Here is an 18,022-nt window from a genome sequence, read left to right on the forward strand (position 1 = left end):
AGAATCACGCCAACGGAAACACGTAAACAGCGTTAACCTGAGTTCGGGGCCCTGCATCGGACACACCATGAATCAACCCGCCCCTTGCTGTACCGGCAAAAAAACCGAACACTCCGGCCTGAATCTCCAGGGAGGGGCGTATGGCAGCAATAATCGGCTATATCGGCGTCGGCGACATGGGCGGCCCCATGGTGCGCAACATGATGAAGGCGGGATTCGACGTCGTCGTCTACGACACGCAGGCTGACCGGCTGGACGCGCTGGTCGCGGATGGGGCGCGGCGCGGCGCCAGCGCCGCCGATGTGGCGAACCGGGCGGAGATCGTCATGGTCTGCCTGAACACGCTGGGCGCGATGCGCAGCGTCGCCGCCGAAGCGGCAACGGGATCGGCGATCAGGATCTATGTGGACATGTCGACCACCGGCCCGACCCCGGCGCAGGAACTGCGCCGTATCTTCGACGGCACCGGCATCGCGACCCTGGACGCGCCGGTCAGCGGCCATATCAGCAAGGCGGTGGACGGCACGCTGACGGTCATCGCGTCCGGCCCGCGCGATGCGTTCGACGCCTGCAGGCCGGCCTTCGAGGCGATGGGCGAGAACGTCTTCTACCTGGGCGATATTCCCGGCGGCGGCCAGATGATGAAACTGGCCAACAACTACGTGAACAATGTCCAGGCGGTCGGCACCTGCGAGGCCCTGACCATGGGGATCAGGTTCGGGCTCGACCCTTCGGTCATGCTGGACATCCTGAATGTCAGCACCGGCCGCAACAGCCAGACCGAGGGCCCGCTGGCGGAGGCGGTGCGGACGGGCCGGTTCCTTGGCGGCGCCAACATGAAGATCAGCCAGAAGGACATCACGCTCGCGGTCGAGGAAGCGCAGCGCCTGGGCGCGCCGACCGATATGGGCGTGGCGGCGAAGGCGGCCTATGACAACGCCATCGCCCATGGCGGCGACAACGAACGCTCCACCGCGATCATGAAACATGTCGCCGCCAGGGCGGGGCTGACGATTGAGAGAAAATGAAATGGCTATCGACAAAAGTTATCTTATTTGATAATATTTTCCATGCCGTGGACAATCAGTTTTTACAGCGAGGTCGTAAAAGACGAGGCCCTGGGATTGCCGACGGGGATATTGGCGAACCTACTGCATATCCTGGAAATGATCGAAACGTTCGGTCCCTCGCTCGGTCGTCCGCATACAGCGCCACTGGGCAAGGGATTGTTTGAAATTCGTGCGAAGGGCCGGGAGGGAATTTCCCGATCGCTTTTCTGCACCCTGAAGGGTCAGGAAATTGTGATTCTGCATACGTTCATCAAGAAAACGCAGCAGATTCCAAAAAAGCACATGGCAGTGGCGCGCAAACGCATGCAGGAGGTACGCAACAATGACTGACCGACCGACATTCAAGTCATTCCGCGACGAAGCGCTGCGGCGTCCGGACGTGAAGGCCGCCTATGACGAGGTGGCTCCCGCCTATGCGATGAAGCGCGACATGATCGCCATGCGCAAGGCGAGAGGTTTTACCCAGGAAGAGATGGCGACCCTTCTCGGTACCAAGAAAAGCAATATTTCGAGGCTGGAGAGTGTCAATACTGACAGTTCGCCGCGCCTGACAACCATTGAGGAATATGCCCGTGTGCTGGGCTATCGGGTCAGGATAGAGTTCGAACCCGATCCAGCCAAGCCATAGATGCGCCTCCGGTTTCACGGAATACTGCAATCTTTCATGGCAATCACCGCACCGTTTCTCCCGCCAGGTCGAGCACCTGTTCGGCCATGACGGCGAGCATGCGCCAGGATGCCTCGACATCCCGCGTCGCCTCGATATCGTCGTAATAGGTGTCCAGCAGCACATGGGTGCAGCCCAGCGCCTCCAGCGCCCGCATGTCGGCGAGCACCTGTTCGACTGTGCCCTCGCCGGCGATGCGGTCGGCTTCGGGCTGCGGCGCGTCGGTCAGACGCAGCCGGATGCGCGGGCACAGGGCCGGTACCGGCATGCCTTCGGCGGCGGCGATTTCGGTGAGGCGCGGAATGCCGGTATCGCGCAGCCAGGAAAGCTTTATGCGGATCGGATGCCAGCCATTGCCGTAACGGACCGCGCGGCGCATCGCCGCGTCGCTGGCCCCGCCGACCCAGATCGGCGGGTGCGGGTCCTGGACCGGCCTTGGCGACGACCGCACATCCTGAAACCGGACAAATTCGCCCTCGAAACTCGCAACCTCGTTTGTCCATAATTCGCGGATCGCGGCGAGATATTCATTGGTCATCGCGCCACGCCGGTTGAACGGCACGTTCAGCGCCGCGAATTCCTGCTTCGCCCAGCCGACGCCGATGCCCAGGATGCAGCGGCCGCCGCTCAACTGGTCCACATTCGCAAAAGCCCCGGCGGTTTCCAGCGGGCTGCGGTAGGGCAGGATGATGACCGTCGTGCCGATCAGGACCTTCTTTGTGATCCCCGCCAGCCAGCCCATCGTCGTCAGCGGTTCGTGGAACGGCGCGGGATACCGGGCATGCACATCCGCGGTCACCGTGACATGGTCGGAGGTCATGAGCAGGTGATACCCGAGCGCCTCCGTTATTTCCGCCCAGCGGCGCAGGCTCGACGCGCTCGCCGACGGCCCGAAATTGATCAGATTGACCCCGACCTTCATGTTTCATCCCTTCCCTGATAGCGTGTGCTGGACTGACTGTATCGGACCGGCGAGAGGGTGTCATGGACGCAACAACGGAACGGCTCGTCGATTACGCGATGGGCATCGCATACGAAAACCTGCCGGCGGCGACCGTCGCGGCCTGCAGGCAGCGGCTGCTGGATACGCTGGGATGCGTCGCCGGCGCCTATGACCACCCGCTGTCGCAGTCGGTGCGGGCGCTGGCTGGGCGCTACACGATGGATACGCCGGCGACGATTCTCGGCTCCGGCCAGCGGACCGCGCCGGAAATGGCCGCCTTCGCCAATGGCGTGATGCTGCGCTTCATGGACCTCAGCGACATGTACCGGCTGAAAAGCGGCGGCCATCCCAGCGACATCATCGCCGCCGTGCTGGTCGCCAGCGAGATCGGCCGGCGCGACGGCAGGTCGCTGATCGCGGCCATTGCGCTGGGCTACGAGGTGTATTGCAGCTTCTGCGACGGGATCGACATCAACTCCGACGGCTGGGACCAGCCGGTCTACGGCGTCGTCGCCTCCGCCCTGGCCGCCGGCTGGCTGATCGGGCTGGACCGGGAACAGATGGGCCATGCGGTGGCGCTGGCCATCACGCCGAACATGGCGATGTATCAGACAAGGCAGGGCGAGCTCTCCGCCTGGAAGGGCTGCGCCGCCGCCAATGGCGCGCGCAACGGCGTCTTCGCCGCCCTGCTGGCGCAGTCCGGCGTGACCGGCCCCTTCGAGCCCATCGAGGGCAGGGACGGGCTATGGGATGCGGTCGGCAGGTTCGACTGGCCGCTGGAACCCGGCGTTGCGCCCGACCGGATCACCCGCACCCATCTGAAATGCTTCCCGATCTGCTATCACGGGCAGACCGCCGTGTGGACGGCACTGGAACTGCGCGACCGGGCGCCGGCCGACCGGATCGCCGCAATCAAAATCAGCACCTACAACACGGCGAAACGCGTGATGGGCAGCGACCCGAGCCGCTGGGCACCCGAAACCCATGAAACGGCGGATCACAGCCTGCCCTATGTGGTCGGGCTGGCGCTGCTGGACGGCGAAATCGGCGATGCCTCGTTCAGCCCGGCGCGGCTGCATGACCCGCGGATGAAGGCGCTGATGGCAGCGACATCGGTGGAGGAAGACAGCGCCCTGACCGCGATTTATCCGGAATCGTCGCCCAGCGATATCGCCGTGCGCCTGACGGATGGCAGCGAAATCCGCCATGCCCTGCGCTATCCCAAGGGCCACGCCATGGCCCCGATGAGCGACAGCGAGGTCACGGACAAGTTCATCGGGCTGTTCGGCGGCTATCGCAGCCGGGAGGACGCCGCCGCGGTGATCGATCTCGTTGCCCGGCTCGACGACATGACGGATATCGGCGAACTGTTCGCGGTGTTCGCGCGCGGGAACTGATCTTACAGCGCCTTGTGGCCTTCGGTGATGAAGGCCAGGGTTTCCTTGGCGCAGCGGTCCGAATCGCTGGCCGCGACGTGGTAGGAATCGCCCGGCAGGACCAGCAGCCGGGACCGCGCGATGGTCTGCTGCCATTTCCGCGTCGCCTCGACGCTGCCCAGCGCGCTGCCTTCCGTCGTCATGACCAGGGTCGGGCAGGTTATCTTCGGCATGGCGGCGGAAATGTCGGACATGGGGATATTCTGCATGAAGCCGAGCTGCGTCGACGCCGCCGTCCGCCCCATCAGCGCCGTCCACCAGGTCACGCCGTCATCGGGAAAATCACTGCCGAGGCGGCTGCGCATCGTGCGCTCCGCCCAGGACGCCACCCCGCCCGGTTTCCTGAACTCGGCAACCCAGCCCGGCACATTCGCCGCCGCCTCGGCCCGGTCCGGGCGCGGCGTGCCGACCAGGGTCAGCGTCCGCACCATGTCCGGGCGGCGGGCCGCGAAGTGGCGGGCCACCGTGCCGCCGAGCTTTGCCCCGACCAGGTGGAAGCGTTCAATACCGAGCGAATCCATCAGGCGGACGTAATCGTCCACGATCCCGTCGAGCGTCCAGGGAAACGATTCCGGCATCGGCGTGGACTGGCCAAACCCCCGCATGTCGGGCCGGACGATCCGGAAATGGCGCGCCAGATGCGGCACCCAGCCGAACCAAACCGCGCCGCTTTCCGCGTTGCCGTGCAGCATCAGGATCGTTTCCGAGGGACGCCAGGGGTCGGTGAAATCGTCGTCCCGGTAGTGCATGTCGGCTTCGGGGTCCAGTCGGAATACCGGCATCGGCGCCCTTTCTTTTTTATCGGAGAGGCAATCGTAACAGCCGTGCCCCGCCGCGGCCAGCCACCCGTATCAGGCGATCCGGCAAAACGGCAAGGTACCGTTTTTCCTTTATTTTCCCGACCGGCGGGGTGCTTGACCGGTCCGGCGCAATCGACAAGAATTGAGTCATAAAAAAAAGCCTGCCGCATGCGGGGCGCCGGGATCAAAGACCGTAAACACGGCAGTTGTTTCAATAAACGGGAGGAAGAAACATGAGTAAATCCGATAGCAGTTTTTCGCGGCGCGGACTTCTGAAGGGCGCCGGCGCGGCGGCCGGATTTGGCGCCCTGTCGACATTACCGTTCCGCGCGGCCTTTGCCGCCGGGTTCCCGGAACGCAATATCAACGTCTATGTCCCGACCCGCGAAGGCGGCGGCGCGGACCGCAACCTGCGCGCCTTTACCGGCGTATGGAAAAAATATCTGAACACGAATTTCGAACCGACCTTTTATCCGGGCGCGGCGGGCCGGGTCGGCTACGAAACCTATATGGGCAAGGCCGCGGCAGACTGCCATGACCTGATCTTCGGCAATATGGGACCGGAAGTGCTGAACTGGGTGGTGAAGGAACCGACCTTCCCGCTCGATGCCTATTTCTATTTCGCGCAGGTCGATGCCGATCCCGCGGTCATGTTCGTCAGCGACAAGAGCAAGATGCAGACCGTCGACGATGTCGTCGCGGAAGGCAAAAAGCGCACGCTGAGCTGCGCCACCAGCCGGCTGGCGCATCCGGCATCGCTGGGCACGCTGGCGCTCGGCGCCAAGACGGGCGCCAGCTTCAACCTCGTCCCCCTGTCCGGCGGGCGCAACACCCGCGCGGGCGTGACCACGGGCGAGGTCGATTTCGGCTGCCTGCCGGCCTCCAGCGTCATCGCGCAGACGAACCTGAAAGTCATCGCCCTGTTCGAACCGAAGAACACCATGCCGGACCTGATGCCCGACGCGGTTATCGTCAACGACCATTTCGGCATGGACCTGCCGCCGCTGGTGGCGGGCGCCCGCGCCTTCGGCATCAAGAAGGAAGCGGCGGACAAGTATCCCGACCGGTACGACATGCTCGTCTCGTCGCTGGAAAAGGTCTTTCCCGATCCGGAATACAAGGAGGCCGTCATCAAGACCAAGGCGCCGTGGGAGCTGATCGGCTATGGCGACCGCAAGGCCTGCGCCGAATATGTCGAGAACATCACGCGGATCGGCACCGAGTACAAATCGCTGCTGACCGGCAAAAGCTGACCACGGCGACGATTAACCAGCGGACGATTGCGCAGGCGGCCTGATCCTATTCATGCCGCCTGCGGTCCGTATCCCTTCGTATCTGGTCCCCCCTAGCGGAGTGCGCCCCTCCGGCGCAGCATGTCATGGCCGATAAATTCGAACCGACGCCGAAGGCGAAACCGATCGGTGGCGAACTGCTTCTTCCCGCCGCCGCGATCCTGTTTTCGATCTATTATTTCACCACCATCACCGAGGTCCCGTTTTCCGCACAGGTCAGCGCGCTGTTCGTCGGATCGGTCCTGATCCTCCTGTGCTGCCTGCTGTTTATCCGCACATTCCTTCAGGTCCGGCGCGGCGAGGCGACGCTGGGCATCGGCGGGCTGATCGAACCGGTTTCCTATATCCCGATCCGGCTGGGACTGCTGGCGCTGACGCTCGGCTTCATCTTCCTGGTGCAGTGGCTGGGCTTTACCCTGACCACCTTCCTGTTCCTGTCGCTGGCGATGATGCTGCTAAACGGGGGCCGCAGGAAACGCTTCATCGTCGCGGTTTCCGCCGTGCTGTCCTTCGGCGGCTGGCTGCTGTTCATCTACGCCTTCGACACCCGCTTCCCGGCCGGTCCGTTCGAGAACCTGATGGCGTCGGTGCTCTGACATGGAGTTTTCCCTCGATATCTTCATCGAACAGTTTGCGCGGACCTTCACCTTCTGGTGGGTGATCCTGCCGTCGATCTTCCTTGGCCTGGTCGTCGGCGCCATTCCCGGGTTCAGCGCCGCCAACACGATCATCATCCTGCTGCCGCTGACCCTGGCGATGGATCCCGAAACGGGGCTGACCTTCATGATCGCGCTGTATGCGTCGTCCCGCATGGGGGCCGGCATTCCCGCCATCCTGGTGAACATTCCCGGCACCGCCGGGGCGGCCGCGACGCCGCTGGACGGCTACCCGATGGCCCGGCAGGGCAAGGCGCAACAGGCGCTGGCGATTTCCTTCGTTTCCTCCGTGCTGGGCGGGCTGCTGACCACCATCGTCGCGCTGCTGGCGATGCCCTGGCTGTCGCAGGTTGCCTATTACCTGCACAGCGTCGAGATGATCGTGATCATGATCTTCGGCATTTCGCTGATCGCGACCATCGCGGCGCGCGACACGCTGAAGGGGCTGATCGCGGGGTTCTTCGGACTGATGATCGGCTATGTCGGCGCGGATGTCGTCTATGAGGCGCCGCGCGGCACCTTCGGATTCCTGGAACTCTATGACGGCGTGCCCCTGATCCCCGCGCTGGTCGGCCTGTTCGCCGTGTCGGAGGCCTTCGCCGTCATCGAGGGTGAATCCATCCTGACCCAGCGCGGCCGGGAACTGATGCAGAAGGGCGGCTGGGGCGGCACCATCGACGGGTTGCGGGAAACCCTCAAACGCTGGTGGCATGTGGTCTGGACCAGCATGATCGGGCTGGTCATCGGCGTCGTGCCCGGCGCCGGGGCGGCCATCGCCTCCTTCGTCGCCTACCAGCAGTCGCGGACGTTTTCCAAAACACCGGAACTGTACGGCACGGGCCATATCGAGGGCCTTATCGCGCCGGAAGCGGCCAATAACGGCGTTACCTCCGGCACGCTGATCCCGCTGCTGGTGATCGGCGTGCCGGGCGGGGCGACCGCCGCCATCATGGCGGTGGTGCTGCAGTATCACGGGGTCACCGTGGGGCCGGACCTGTTCATGAACTCGCCGGAACTGGCCTATGGCCCCTTCACCGCGATGGCGGTCACCTATGCGCTGATGATGCTGACCGTGCTGCCGCTGGCGCGCTACATGTCGAATATCACGGTGGTCTCGACCGTCTACATGGCGCCGATCATCATCGCCTTCACGCTGGTCGGGGCTTTCGTGCCGCGCGAATACACCTTCGACATGTACCTGGCGCTCGGGTTCGGCGTGATCGGCTATATCGCGCGCAAGACCGGCTATCATGTCGCCGCCATCCTGATCGGCGTCATCCTGGGGCCGCTGCTGGAGCAGTATTTCCTGCGCGCTTTGCGCATCGCCCAGGGCGACGTCATGGTCGTCTTCTCGTCGACCATCGGCAACATTCTCTGGGCGATGCTCCTGCTGTCGATTATCTTCCCCTACCTTATGGAAGCGCGACGCCGAAAGGCGCGGGATCGCGACGCCACCGCATAAACCACACCCAACCGGGAGAATTTTTACGAATGAACCAGACCGTCGATGAGAACGCCGAGATCCGCGCCGAAGAATTCTGGGGCAAAAAAGGCGACGTGAACCTGTTCATCTTCCGCAAGCAGCTTGCCGCGCCGGCCGAAGCGCCGCGCCCGGTGCTGTTTCTGGTCCACGGGTCGTCGTTTTCGGCGCGGACGTCATACGACCTGGACGTTCCCGGACATGGCGAATATTCGCTGATGAATGTCTTCGCCCGGTACGGTTACGACGTCTGGACCATGGACCATGAAGGCTATGGCCGGTCGTCCCGCACGGACGGCTATTCCTACATCGCCGACGGGGTCGAGGACCTGAAGGCCGCGATGCCGGTCATGGAGGCCGCGACGGGGCAGAAATCCTGTTCCTTCTTCGGCTCCTCCTCCGGCGCGCTGCGGGCCGGCGCCTTCGCCAATGCCTGCCCCGACCGGGTCGCGAAGCTGGCCATGGCCGCGTTCGTGTGGACCGGCAAGGATTCGCCGACCCTGAAGAAACGCGCCGAGCGGCTGGACGAATGGCGCGCGACCAACCGGCGGCCCGCCGACGAAGCCTCGTATCGCGGCATATTTTCGCGCGATGTGGTCGGCCTGACCATCCCCGAACTGCCGGCGGCCGCGGCGGCGGCGGAAATGGCCAATGGCGGCGGCAGCGTGCCCAACGGCACCTATATCGACATGTGCGCCAACCTGCCGGTCGTCGACCCGCTGAAGGTCGCCTGCCCCGTGATGATCTTCCGCGGCGACCATGACGGCATCGCCGCCGATGCGGACGTGCTCAACTTCTTCTCCGCCCTGCCGAACAAGGACAAGCAGATCGTCATGATGTCCGGCCAGGCGCACAACACCGGCATCGGCATCAACCGGCACCGCTTCTGGCACGTGTTGCGGTCGTTCCTGGAAATGCCGGCGCGCCTCGACAATCTGAAAGGATGACCGCCATGTGGCAGCAGGAATACTGGGCGGACAAGGGCGGCGTGAAGCTGTTCATGTTCCGCAAGCGCCTGGATGCGCCGGCGGCGGGCGAAGCGCCCCGGCCCGTGCTGTTCCTGGTGCACGGCTCGTCCTTTTCCGGACCCAGCGGGTTCGACCTGCATGTTCCGGGGAAATCGGACTATTCGCTGATGGAAAAATTCGCCGAATACGGCTTCGATGTCTGGACGCTGGACCATGAAGGGTATGGCCGCTCCGACAGGACCGAGGGCAATTCGGCGATTGCCGAGGGCGCGCGGGACCTGCATGCGGGGATGGCGGTCGTGACCCGGGAAACCGGCGTTGCCTCGGCGGCATTCTACGGCTCGTCTTCCGGCGCGCTGCGGGCCGCCGCCTTCGCCGACAGGCATCCGGAATATGTCGAACGGCTGGCCCTCGACGCTTTCGTGTGGACCGGCGAAGGCTCGCCGACGCTGAAGGAGCGCGCCAAGAAACTGGACCAGTGGAAGGCCAGCAACACGCGCCCGGTCGACCGCCCGTTCTTCCATTCGATCTTCAACCGGGACATGCCCGGCACGTCGGAGGAAGGCGTGGCCGACGCGCTGGCCGACCGGGAACTGAAGCTGTGCGATTCCGTGCCGACCGGCACCTATCTGGACATGTGCGCCAACCTGCCGGTCTGCGACCCGACGAAGGTGACCTGCCCCGTGCTGATCATCCGGGGCGAACATGACGGCATCGCGACCGAGGAAGACCTGCTGGCCTATTTCCAGGCGCTGCCGAACGGCGACAAGCAGTTTTTCGTCATTCCCGGCGGCGCGCACGTCTCGTTCCTGGGCGTCAACCGGGCCCGGTTCTGGCATGTGCTGCGCGACTTCCTGACCCTGCCCGCGCGGATCGATACGCTGGGCGAATAGGCGCCGGCCGGGGCTTGCCGTCGACGAATACATGACGGTCGCGCAATATCGTCCCTCTCCACCCCGATTTGCCGTAGGTTTGGCGGATATCGCCCGCAAAACGAAAAGGAGGCTTCGCCATGTTCCGGATCATCAGCGCGGTCACCCTCGTCACGCAGGATATGGCGCGGTCGGTCCGTTTCTATGAAAGCCTGGGCTTCGTCGCCCGGGACGGCGCCAGCGACGGTTTCACGAGCTTTCCGGTCGGGCCGACCTGGCTGAACCTGATCGCGGCGACGGAACCCGCCGCCGCGCCGCTGCCGCTCTGGGGCCGGACGATCATCCATGTCGACGATGTCGACGCCATGTATGACCGGGTCCGGAAGGCGGGACACGAAACCGAGGCCCCGCCGTCCGACGCGCCCTGGGGCGAACGCTATTTCCACATGAAGGACCCGGACGGCCACGAACTCAGCTTCGCGAAGCCGCTACCCTAACGGCGCAATGCCGTGTTTGGACGCGTTCTCGTTCAGGTCGATCAGCGTATCCTGCGGCAGGCGCACGCCGTTCCTGCGGTTTTCCGCATCGGCCCGCGTTTCCAGTTCGCCCGGATAGAATATCTCGTCGACCCCTTCGGCGCGCGGCGTGTCCTTCAATCCTTCGATCATCCGTTCCATGTCCGCATTGAATTCGGCGAGCGGCCGGCATCTGGCGATATCGATCGCCATCGCCAGATGGCCGACATTGCTGGCTGCGTCCGCCTGGTAGGGGCCGTTGACCTGCGGCCCGAAGCCGCTGCCGCTGAGCACGCCGGACAGCACATCCATCATCGCGGAAATCGCGTAGCCCTTGTGCCCCGCCATCGGCAGGATGGTCCCGGCGATTCCGGCGACGGGATCGGTGGTCGGGTTGCCGTCCAGGTCCATCGCCCAGGTATCGGGGATCGGTTCTCCGCGCTGCCGGGCGAGATAGAGCTTGCCGCGCGCCACCGCGGTATTGGCGATATCCAGCACCATGGGCGCATAGCGGCCGCCGGGGGCGGCGATGGACCAGGGGTTGTTGCCCACCGTCTTTTCCCGGCCGCCCCAGGGCGCCATCGCCGGGCTGGCATTGGTCGACAGGAAGCCGATGCAGCCTGCCGCCGCCGCCATGCGCGTGAAATACATCGCCGTGCCGAAATGGCCGGAATTGCGGACCGATACGGCGCCGATTCCGTGGATCTTCGCCCGCCGGATCGCATCCTGCATCGCCAGTTTCGTGATGACCTGGCCGATACCGTCGCGGCCGTCCAGCACCGCCAGCGCACCCGCATCCATCACCCATTCCGGTTCCACGTCGCGTTTCATGGCCCCGGTAACGAAGCGGTCGCCATACCAGAAGGTCCGCATGACGCCGTGCGACTGGTGGCCCCACAGGTCGGCCTGCACCAGCGTATCCGCCAGCAGCGTTGCGGATTCCGCCGGGACGTCCAGGGCGCGATAGCTGCGCTCGGCAAAGGCGAGAAGTTCTTCGGCGGAAAAAATATCATTCACGGCGGGATTCTTTCTTCAGGGGACGGCATCGCGCCAGCCTACCGCATGCGGGAGGGAGCCATGCAAAAAAAGAGGCTTCCGAAGCGGTTAATAGGGAATTAGGGTTAGGGTGCTATTCTGCGCAACCTGTCGACCCCTGCCGGTACGGCGCGCCGGGCGCGATCAACCAGCGAACTCTGTATTGGGAAACATTCGGTGAAGTGGCTTCTGCTCGCGCTTGGTTCGATGTTTCTGCAACAGACGTTCATTGCACTGGGCAAGGTCCTGCCGGCGGTCGTGGCGCCCGCGATCTTCGACGACCTCAAGATCGATCCCGCATGGCTTGGCATCTACTTCGCCATTTCCGCCGCCGCCGCGCTGGTTGTCCAGACCGGCTGCGGCAGTTTCATCCTGCGTTACGGGTCGCTTCGAATCAGCCAGTTCGCGCTGATCACCCTGGCCGTCGGCATGGCGATTGCGACCCCGGGTTATCTGATCCTGTTCGCCCTGTCCGCCATTATCGGCGGCGGCTTCGCCCTGTCGACGCCGGCGAGTTCGCACCTGCTCGGCCGCTATTCCCCGCCCAGATACGCGCCGCTGGTGTTTTCCATCAAACAGACCGCCGTCCCCGCCGGGCTGCTGATCGCCGGCCTGATCGGTCCCTATCTGACGGATCATTTCGGCTGGAAAGGCGCCCTGCTGGTCATCGCGGCCGCCTGCGTCGTCTTCGCCATCATGCTGGAACCGCTGCACAAGGAATTCGACAGCGACAAGGACATGACGCGGAAATTCCGCTTTTCCGATTTCAAGAGCACCATCATGCTGGCCATCGGTCTGCCGGAAATGCGCAGTCTTTCCATCGCCTGCTTCATTTTCAACGGGCTGCAGCAGACGGTCACGACCTATTTCATCGTCTATCTGGTGTATCTGGGCCATACGATGGCCGCCGCCGGGATCGTGTTTTCCGTGGCGACGGCCGTTGCCGTGCCGGGCCGTATCTTCTGGGGCTGGCTGAGCAGCGGATACGTGTCCCCCCGGATACTGATGGCGATCCTGTCCATCGGCATGGCGGCGACGGTGGCCGCGACATGCCTGTTCGAGGCAAGCTGGACGACGCTGATGCTCATGGGTATCGCATCCGGCGTGACCGCCACGGTGTTTTCCTGGCACGGCGTGATGCTGGCCGAAGCGGTGCGCCTCGCGCCAAAAGGCGCCGCGGCCGCGGTGACCGGCGGCATGCTGTCCTTCGGGCAGCTTGGCGCGCTGACCATGCCGCTGGTCTATTCGCTGCTGCTCAGCGTGACCGGCAGCTACCGCATCGGTTTCCTGGTCTGCGCCGTCCCGGCGCTGGTCGTCGGCGTTATGCTGTTCTTCCCGCCCCGGAAAACGCCGGCCGCGCCGAACACCTGACCCCGGTGGTTATTCCGGCAGCAGGCCCGCCAGTCTGGCCCGCAGCTTTACCAGCGCCAGCACCGTGTCGATGGTCGGCGTATCGACCCCGGCCAGTTTTCCGACCTCGGCCACCGCGCCGACGATGGGGTTGATTTCCATCATCCGGCCGCGCTCCAGATCCTGCAGCATGGACGATTTGTGACCGGCGGCGCCGTGTCGCGTCCCCACGATCCGTTCCTCGATCGACGCGTTGGGTTCCGCCCCCAGCCCCCGGCCGACCGCGATAACCTCCGCCATGACCTTGCGCAGGATATCCTCCACCCCGGGATCGTTCACCATGTCGCCCATGGTGCCCATCGTCAGCGCGCTGATCGGATTGTAGGCGGCGTTGCCCATGATCTTGACCCAGATATCGCGCCGCAGATCGGTGCGAAGCCGGGCGTCGATGGCGGTCTTGTCGACCACGGCCTGGAAGCGTTTCGCGCGTTCGGATTCCGAATTGTCCGGCTCGCCGATGTAATAGCGCATCTGGCCGCCGGATTCGATTTCGCCGGGCGCGGTGACCTCGCTGGCGACATAGGTGATGCAGCCGATGGCGCGTTGCGGCCCGATTCCGTTCCACTGCTTGCCGTCCGGATCGACCGCCTTGATCTGGTAGTCCTCATGGGCGCCGGCCAGCTTGTAGAAATACCACCAGGGCACGCCGTTCATCGCCGTCACCACGGTCGTATCGGGACCGAGCAGCGGCTGCATCGCATCCACGACGCCCGGCGCCTGATGCGATTTCAGCGAAACGACCACGTAATCCTGCGGCCCAAGCGTCGATGGATCGTCCGTTACCCGCGGACGGGTGACGAATGACTCGCCCTGCATGGTCAGTTTCAGCCCCTTGTCGCGCATCGCTTCCAGATGCGCGCCGCGCGCGACAAGGCTGACATCGACCTCGTTCCGGCTGAGCAGCGCGCCCAGATGACCGCCGATCGCGCCGGCGCCGAATATGGTGATTTTCATGATCCGGTCCTACTTGCCAATGATGATACGCGTCAGTTCGTCCGGCGTGCTGAGCATCGGATAATGGCCGGTGTCGATGACATGCCAGCGCGCCTTCAGCCGGTCCGCCGCACGGCGCTGATGCGCCTCGCCCGGGTTCTCCGCCTGCGGGCACCAGATGACATCCGCGTCCCATTCCTGGTCCCAGAATTTCGGCAGCTTGACCGGCTGCGTGAAGACCAGGGCCGGGTGCAGCGTAACCCGGTCCAGCGCCCAGTTGCCGATTTCCGGGTCGAGCGACTTGAGCAGCCGGCCGGCCGCATCCTCCCGGGAGGGGCCGAGCGAGATATCCGTATTGATCGACGCCTGGCGGGTCACGATATCGCGGATCTTCTCGCCGTCGAACAGCGCCAGCGCATCGGCGAAGACCAGCCGTCCGATCCGGTCCCGCGCCAGTTCGGCGAGTTTGGCCAGGACCATGCCGCCGGCGGAGGTGCCGACCAGCACGACATCCTCCAGGTCCTCGTAATACAGGAACTTCGCCAGCTCCTCGGCCTGCGATTCGACCGTGATGCCGGCGCGAATCTGGTCCGCCCGTTCGCCGCAGCCGTCCAGCGACGGCGCAAACACGAGATGCCCCGCCGCGCGCAGCCGCGTCGCCACCGGTTTCCATATCCAGCCGCCCTGATAGGCGCCGTGAATCAGCAGAAATGTCGTCATGATATGGACTCCCGATCAGTAGAAGATGCCGGGCGTCGACCCGCCGTCGACGGCGATGGCCTGCCCCGTCAACGCCGAGGCATGCGGCGAGGCGAGAAACAGCACCATCGGCGCGATGTCGCCCGGCTCGACGATCCGGCCAATCGGGAAATCCGCAACGAAGGTGGCTTCCGCTTCCGCCAGGCTGACGCCGAGTTGCCTGGCCCGCGCTTCCAGCCGCGCCGGATAGCGGTCGGTCTTGGTGAAGGGCGGATGAATCACGTTGACGGTAATGTTCTCCGCCGCCACGTCATTGCTGAAATGCTTCACGAAGGCGGTGATCGAGGAATTACCAAGGCCGCTGGGCAGCGAGGTCTTGCCCGCCGCCCGCGCCGCGGCGCCGCCGATACAGATGATCCGGCCGCCGCCCGCCTTGCGCAGCCAGGGCAGCATCGCGCGCGAACAGCGCATATAGGCCAGGGTCTTGCCCTGCAGCCGTTCCATCAGTTGATCGTCGGTCAGGGTCTCCAGCGTGCCGCCAACGGTCGTCGAGGCGTTGTTCACCAGGATGTCGACCCCGCCGAAGGCCGCCCCCGTTTCATCCACCGCCCGGCTGCAGCCTTCCGCGGTAAACAGGTCCGCGGCAACCGTATTGGCCTGCACGCCCAGCGCCTCGATTTCGCCCTTTACCGTTGCAAGCGCCTGCGTATCGCGCCCGACGATGGACACATTGGCGCCTTCCCCGGCGAAGGCGAGTGCGATGCCCCGCCCGATTCCCCGGTTGCCGCCCGTCACGACAACAGATTTGTTCTTCAGCCCCAGATCCATGACCCCACTCCCCCCAGATGATGCGAATTTAACCGGACTATAACGCTCCAGGCGGGCGGCACCAACTCCCCGGAAAAACCATCGGCTGCGGGCTGGACAACATGCAGTTGGTGGGCCCGGTAGGACTCGAACCTACGACCCGACCGTTATGAGCGGTCTGTTCTAACCAACTGAACTACGGGCCCAACGGGGGCTTCTATACCAGCGGCGGCCCGCGCCGACAATCTTATGTCGGCAGCCTCGTCCACAATGCCCGGGCGCCGGGCGCAAATTGACGGCAGATCGCCGCCAGGCGCGGAACCCGATTGTGTTTCAGGCGCTTCCCGATCACATTGTTGCGTGACCGATACGGACACTTTAGCGGACAGGAGCGGACGATGACCGACGCTGCGGAAATGGAAATCACGGTGCAGGCATTCGACGCGCTGCGCCGCGACGGCGCCGCCATGACAATTCTGGATGTGCGCAATCCGCCGGAAATCGCCGTCTGCGCCTTCGACGGCAGCACGAATATTCCGATGCATGACATTCCCGCGAACCTGGCCAGCCTGCCGGATGACGGCAGGCTCGTCGTCGTCTGCCATCACGGTTCCAGGAGCCTGCAGGTTACGGCGTGGCTGCGCCGGAACGGCCTGACCAACGCGGTCAGCCTGCGCGGCGGCGTCGATGCCTGGTCGAGGGAAATCGACCCTTCCATGCCGCGGTACTGACATCGCAACAAAAATGGATACCACGGTAAAAAAAAGCCGGTAGGACAAAGTCCTACCGGCAGTTTGAACAGGGAGGCTTCACGTCTGGAAGACGAAGAGTCTTACAACTCTAACTCCCGGGTATTCGCCCGGAAGTCGAAGCATGTGTTACTGCGATACAGTAACGAAGTAGTTGTTAGATACGGTGCTCAGGCGGATACTGCCAACGTCATTTCATCAAATCTGCCATGCAGTGAGTGCATGCCTGAAATTTCCGGGTAATGTTTCCGGCTTTTACGATACTTCGAATCCTATATTTCGCCCTAGCAAATCGTGATTAATCGGAATCACCCGGGTGATTCCGATTAACACGTGAATCTGCTTTTAAAGTGATAGGGCAGATTCACGCCTTTTATCTGACGCAATTATTGCGTCAGATATCAGATAAAAGGCGATCTGCTCTAATGGCGGGACATGTTCGAATGGAACCTGTTGCCGTTCCAATCAAGCCTCATGTGTCAAAGAAAAAAAGCCGGTAGGACAAAGTCCTACCGGCAGTTTGAACAGGGAGGCTTCACGTCTGGAAGACGAAGAGTCTTGCAACTCTAAATCCCAGGCTTGCACCTGAAAGTCGAAGCATGTGTTGCTGCAGTGCAGCAACGAAGTGATTTAAAGGTATGGCCCCCGCGCGAATTCCGGTAACGGAGATTTCTCAATCCTGCCATGCACCGGTTGCATGCCTGTAACGCAGTGTCTCAAGCGAATGCCTACTACTTTGATTCTTCTACTTTTTTTAGAAGAAAATCACGGAAGATGCCGATCCGCTTGGAGTGGCGCAGCTCCTCCGGATAGACAAAATAAGCCTGGATCGTCGGACCGTCGATATCCGGCAGCACCTTTACCAGGTTCACGTCGTCGGGAATCATGTAGTCCGGCAGCCCCGCCAGGCCAAGTCCGCTACGAACCGCGCGGTAAATTCCATAGACATTGTTCACCCGCAGGGCGGGACGCCGCGCGACCCCTTCCAGCGTGCCGAGGTCAAGCAGCCAGTTTGTTGTCGGCGTCGGCGGCGGCAGGTCGTCCCCGTATACGATAAGCCTGTGATCGTTGAGGTCTTCGGGCGTTTTCGGCGTCCCGTGGAGATCCAGGTATTCCGGCGAGCCGTAGATATGCATGGTCAGCGTCAGCAACTGGCGCTGGATCAGGTCGGCCTGTCGCGGCGGCGTCAGGCGGATACCGATATCCGCCTTGCGCATGGAAACATCCAGTTCCGTATCGGTCAGGATCAGGCTGAAATCGATTTCGGGGTACAGTTCTATGAATTCCTTGATCCGGGGCGTCAGCCAGGTCGACCCGAACGAAACCGTCGTCGTCACCTTCAGCGGTCCCGACGGCCGCTCGCGCGTTTCGCTCAGCTCCGCTTCGACAAGCATAAGTTCGTTGAACACGTTCTTGACCGTCGAATACAGCATTTCGCCCTGCTCGGTCAGTATCAGCCCCCGCGCATGCCGGTGAAACAGCATGACGTTGAGGCTTTCCTCAAGCGAACTGATCTGCCGACTGACGGCGGACTGGCTGAGATTCAGGGTTGCTCCGGCGTGCGTAAAGCTGCCCGCCTCCGCGACATCATGAAAGATGCGCAGCCTGTCCCAGTCCGTCTTCATAGATCCTCGACCCCCGTCCGCATCTTTCTTGTTAATTCAACCGTTATATTGGAGGTTGAAGGACA

General features: G+C 63.4%; 19 protein-coding genes and 1 tRNA gene. 12 read left to right on the plus strand and 8 right to left on the minus strand.

Translation table 11 applies throughout. The annotated features are described in order from the left end of the window. The first annotated feature begins 140 nt into the window (after nucleotides 1-140). The 3 genes from WD767_06020 to WD767_06030 are packed head-to-tail and all read left to right on the plus strand — an operon-like array spanning nucleotide 141 to nucleotide 1,698. Nucleotides 141-1,028, plus strand: coding sequence for an NAD(P)-dependent oxidoreductase (locus WD767_06020; GenBank protein MEX2615633.1), 888 nt, complete (start codon nucleotides 141-143; stop codon nucleotides 1,026-1,028). Nucleotides 1,029-1,070: 42 nt separating this feature from the next. Further along, nucleotides 1,071-1,400 carry a type II toxin-antitoxin system RelE/ParE family toxin gene (locus tag WD767_06025; GenBank protein MEX2615634.1) on the plus strand — a complete coding sequence of 110 codons (330 nt, stop codon included), beginning with the start codon at nucleotides 1,071-1,073 and terminating at the stop codon, nucleotides 1,398-1,400. Then, nucleotides 1,393-1,698, plus strand: a complete 306-nt coding sequence (locus WD767_06030) for a helix-turn-helix transcriptional regulator (GenBank protein MEX2615635.1) — start codon at nucleotides 1,393-1,395, stop codon at nucleotides 1,696-1,698. Before WD767_06025 ends, WD767_06030 begins: the two co-directional genes overlap by 8 nt. Before the next feature lie 43 nt (nucleotides 1,699-1,741). On the opposite strand, the gene WD767_06035 is transcribed toward WD767_06030, so the two are convergent. Further along, entirely contained in the window at nucleotides 1,742-2,659 is a 918-nt protein-coding gene (locus tag WD767_06035) for a TIGR03619 family F420-dependent LLM class oxidoreductase (protein MEX2615636.1), read from the minus strand. Nucleotides 2,660-2,721: 62 nt separating this feature from the next. On the opposite strand from WD767_06035, the gene WD767_06040 reads away from it, so the two are divergent. Next, entirely contained in the window at nucleotides 2,722-4,077 is a 1,356-nt protein-coding gene (locus tag WD767_06040) for an MmgE/PrpD family protein (GenBank protein ID MEX2615637.1), read from the plus strand. Between the two features lie 2 nt (nucleotides 4,078-4,079). Here WD767_06040 and WD767_06045 read toward each other — a convergent pair whose 3' ends face one another. Next, entirely contained in the window at nucleotides 4,080-4,898 is an 819-nt protein-coding gene (locus WD767_06045; protein MEX2615638.1) for an alpha/beta hydrolase, read from the minus strand. 251 nt (nucleotides 4,899-5,149) lie between these two features. On the opposite strand from WD767_06045, the gene WD767_06050 reads away from it, so the two are divergent. The 6 genes from WD767_06050 to WD767_06075 all read left to right on the plus strand — a co-directional run bounded on the left by WD767_06050 (nucleotide 5,150) and on the right by WD767_06075 (nucleotide 10,681). After that, nucleotides 5,150-6,169, plus strand: a complete 1,020-nt coding sequence (locus WD767_06050) for a hypothetical protein (GenBank protein ID MEX2615639.1) — start codon at nucleotides 5,150-5,152, stop codon at nucleotides 6,167-6,169. 125 nt (nucleotides 6,170-6,294) lie between these two features. Further along, nucleotides 6,295-6,804, plus strand: a complete 510-nt coding sequence (locus tag WD767_06055; protein MEX2615640.1) for a tripartite tricarboxylate transporter TctB family protein — start codon at nucleotides 6,295-6,297, stop codon at nucleotides 6,802-6,804. A gap of 1 nt (nucleotide 6,805) precedes the next feature. After that, the gene (locus tag WD767_06060; protein ID MEX2615641.1) at nucleotides 6,806-8,326 is read left to right on the plus strand and encodes a tripartite tricarboxylate transporter permease; all 1,521 of its coding nucleotides are present in this window, start codon (nucleotides 6,806-6,808) and stop codon (nucleotides 8,324-8,326) included. A 29-nt stretch (nucleotides 8,327-8,355) separates the two neighbouring features. Further along, nucleotides 8,356-9,291: an alpha/beta hydrolase gene (locus WD767_06065; protein ID MEX2615642.1), complete on the plus strand. Its 936-nt coding sequence runs from the start codon at nucleotides 8,356-8,358 to the stop codon at nucleotides 9,289-9,291. 5 nt (nucleotides 9,292-9,296) lie between these two features. Next, nucleotides 9,297-10,205: an alpha/beta hydrolase gene (locus WD767_06070; GenBank protein ID MEX2615643.1), complete on the plus strand. Its 909-nt coding sequence runs from the start codon at nucleotides 9,297-9,299 to the stop codon at nucleotides 10,203-10,205. 119 nt (nucleotides 10,206-10,324) lie between these two features. Beyond that, entirely contained in the window at nucleotides 10,325-10,681 is a 357-nt protein-coding gene (locus tag WD767_06075; GenBank protein MEX2615644.1) for a VOC family protein, read from the plus strand. Here the strand turns inward: WD767_06075 and WD767_06080 are convergent. Continuing rightward, on the minus strand, nucleotides 10,673-11,716 hold the full coding sequence (locus WD767_06080; GenBank protein ID MEX2615645.1) for an Ldh family oxidoreductase: 1,044 nt from the start codon (nucleotides 11,714-11,716) through the stop codon (nucleotides 10,673-10,675). The two genes, WD767_06075 and WD767_06080, sit on opposite strands and share 9 nt — an antisense overlap. 195 nt (nucleotides 11,717-11,911) lie before the next feature. Here WD767_06080 and WD767_06085 point away from each other — a divergent pair, with 195 nt between their 5' ends. Beyond that, on the plus strand, nucleotides 11,912-13,105 hold the full coding sequence (locus WD767_06085; protein ID MEX2615646.1) for an MFS transporter: 1,194 nt from the start codon (nucleotides 11,912-11,914) through the stop codon (nucleotides 13,103-13,105). A 9-nt stretch (nucleotides 13,106-13,114) separates the two neighbouring features. Here the strand turns inward: WD767_06085 and WD767_06090 are convergent, their stop codons facing one another. The 4 genes from WD767_06090 to WD767_06105 all read right to left on the minus strand — a co-directional run bounded on the left by WD767_06090 (nucleotide 13,115) and on the right by WD767_06105 (nucleotide 15,789). Then, nucleotides 13,115-14,098: a 2-dehydropantoate 2-reductase gene (locus WD767_06090; protein ID MEX2615647.1), complete on the minus strand. Its 984-nt coding sequence runs from the start codon at nucleotides 14,096-14,098 to the stop codon at nucleotides 13,115-13,117. A gap of 9 nt (nucleotides 14,099-14,107) precedes the next feature. Continuing rightward, a complete protein-coding gene (locus WD767_06095; GenBank protein ID MEX2615648.1) occupies nucleotides 14,108-14,797 on the minus strand; it encodes an alpha/beta hydrolase in 690 nt (229 codons plus the stop codon). A gap of 15 nt (nucleotides 14,798-14,812) precedes the next feature. Next, the gene (locus tag WD767_06100) at nucleotides 14,813-15,604 is read right to left on the minus strand and encodes an SDR family oxidoreductase (protein MEX2615649.1); all 792 of its coding nucleotides are present in this window, start codon (nucleotides 15,602-15,604) and stop codon (nucleotides 14,813-14,815) included. Nucleotides 15,605-15,712: 108 nt separating this feature from the next. Further along, nucleotides 15,713-15,789: transfer RNA gene (locus tag WD767_06105), tRNA-Ile, on the minus strand. 192 nt (nucleotides 15,790-15,981) lie between these two features. Between WD767_06105 and WD767_06110 the strand changes: the two genes are divergently transcribed. Next, complete coding sequence (locus WD767_06110) at nucleotides 15,982-16,314, plus strand: rhodanese-like domain-containing protein (protein MEX2615650.1); 333 nt, start codon at nucleotides 15,982-15,984, stop codon at nucleotides 16,312-16,314. Nucleotides 16,315-17,063: 749 nt separating this feature from the next. Here WD767_06110 and WD767_06115 read toward each other — a convergent pair. Further along, nucleotides 17,064-17,957 carry a LysR family transcriptional regulator gene (locus WD767_06115; GenBank protein ID MEX2615651.1) on the minus strand — a complete coding sequence of 298 codons (894 nt, stop codon included), beginning with the start codon at nucleotides 17,955-17,957 and terminating at the stop codon, nucleotides 17,064-17,066. Nucleotides 17,958-18,022: the final 65 nt, after the last annotated feature.

The sequence above is a fragment of the Alphaproteobacteria bacterium genome (assembly GCA_040905865.1).
GTDB lineage: Bacteria > Pseudomonadota > Alphaproteobacteria > UBA8366.

Bases quoted from the DNA above. Each gene is read 5' to 3' on its own strand.
- WD767_06020 (MEX2615633.1), top strand. From the start codon at position 141: ATGGCAGCAATAATCGGCTATATCGGCGTCGGCGACATGGGCGGCCCC.
- WD767_06025 (MEX2615634.1), top strand. From the start codon at position 1,071: ATGCCGTGGACAATCAGTTTTTACAGCGAGGTCGTAAAAGACGAGGCC.
- WD767_06030 (MEX2615635.1), top strand. From the start codon at position 1,393: ATGACTGACCGACCGACATTCAAGTCATTCCGCGACGAAGCGCTGCGG.
- WD767_06035 (MEX2615636.1), bottom strand. From the start codon at position 2,659: ATGAAGGTCGGGGTCAATCTGATCAATTTCGGGCCGTCGGCGAGCGCG.
- WD767_06040 (MEX2615637.1), top strand. From the start codon at position 2,722: ATGGACGCAACAACGGAACGGCTCGTCGATTACGCGATGGGCATCGCA.
- WD767_06045 (MEX2615638.1), bottom strand. From the start codon at position 4,898: ATGCCGGTATTCCGACTGGACCCCGAAGCCGACATGCACTACCGGGAC.
- WD767_06050 (MEX2615639.1), top strand. From the start codon at position 5,150: ATGAGTAAATCCGATAGCAGTTTTTCGCGGCGCGGACTTCTGAAGGGC.
- WD767_06055 (MEX2615640.1), top strand. From the start codon at position 6,295: ATGGCCGATAAATTCGAACCGACGCCGAAGGCGAAACCGATCGGTGGC.
- WD767_06060 (MEX2615641.1), top strand. From the start codon at position 6,806: ATGGAGTTTTCCCTCGATATCTTCATCGAACAGTTTGCGCGGACCTTC.
- WD767_06065 (MEX2615642.1), top strand. From the start codon at position 8,356: ATGAACCAGACCGTCGATGAGAACGCCGAGATCCGCGCCGAAGAATTC.
- WD767_06070 (MEX2615643.1), top strand. From the start codon at position 9,297: ATGTGGCAGCAGGAATACTGGGCGGACAAGGGCGGCGTGAAGCTGTTC.
- WD767_06075 (MEX2615644.1), top strand. From the start codon at position 10,325: ATGTTCCGGATCATCAGCGCGGTCACCCTCGTCACGCAGGATATGGCG.
- WD767_06090 (MEX2615647.1), bottom strand. From the start codon at position 14,098: ATGAAAATCACCATATTCGGCGCCGGCGCGATCGGCGGTCATCTGGGC.
- WD767_06095 (MEX2615648.1), bottom strand. From the start codon at position 14,797: ATGACGACATTTCTGCTGATTCACGGCGCCTATCAGGGCGGCTGGATA.
- WD767_06100 (MEX2615649.1), bottom strand. From the start codon at position 15,604: ATGGATCTGGGGCTGAAGAACAAATCTGTTGTCGTGACGGGCGGCAAC.
- WD767_06110 (MEX2615650.1), top strand. From the start codon at position 15,982: ATGACCGACGCTGCGGAAATGGAAATCACGGTGCAGGCATTCGACGCG.
- WD767_06115 (MEX2615651.1), bottom strand. From the start codon at position 17,957: ATGAAGACGGACTGGGACAGGCTGCGCATCTTTCATGATGTCGCGGAG.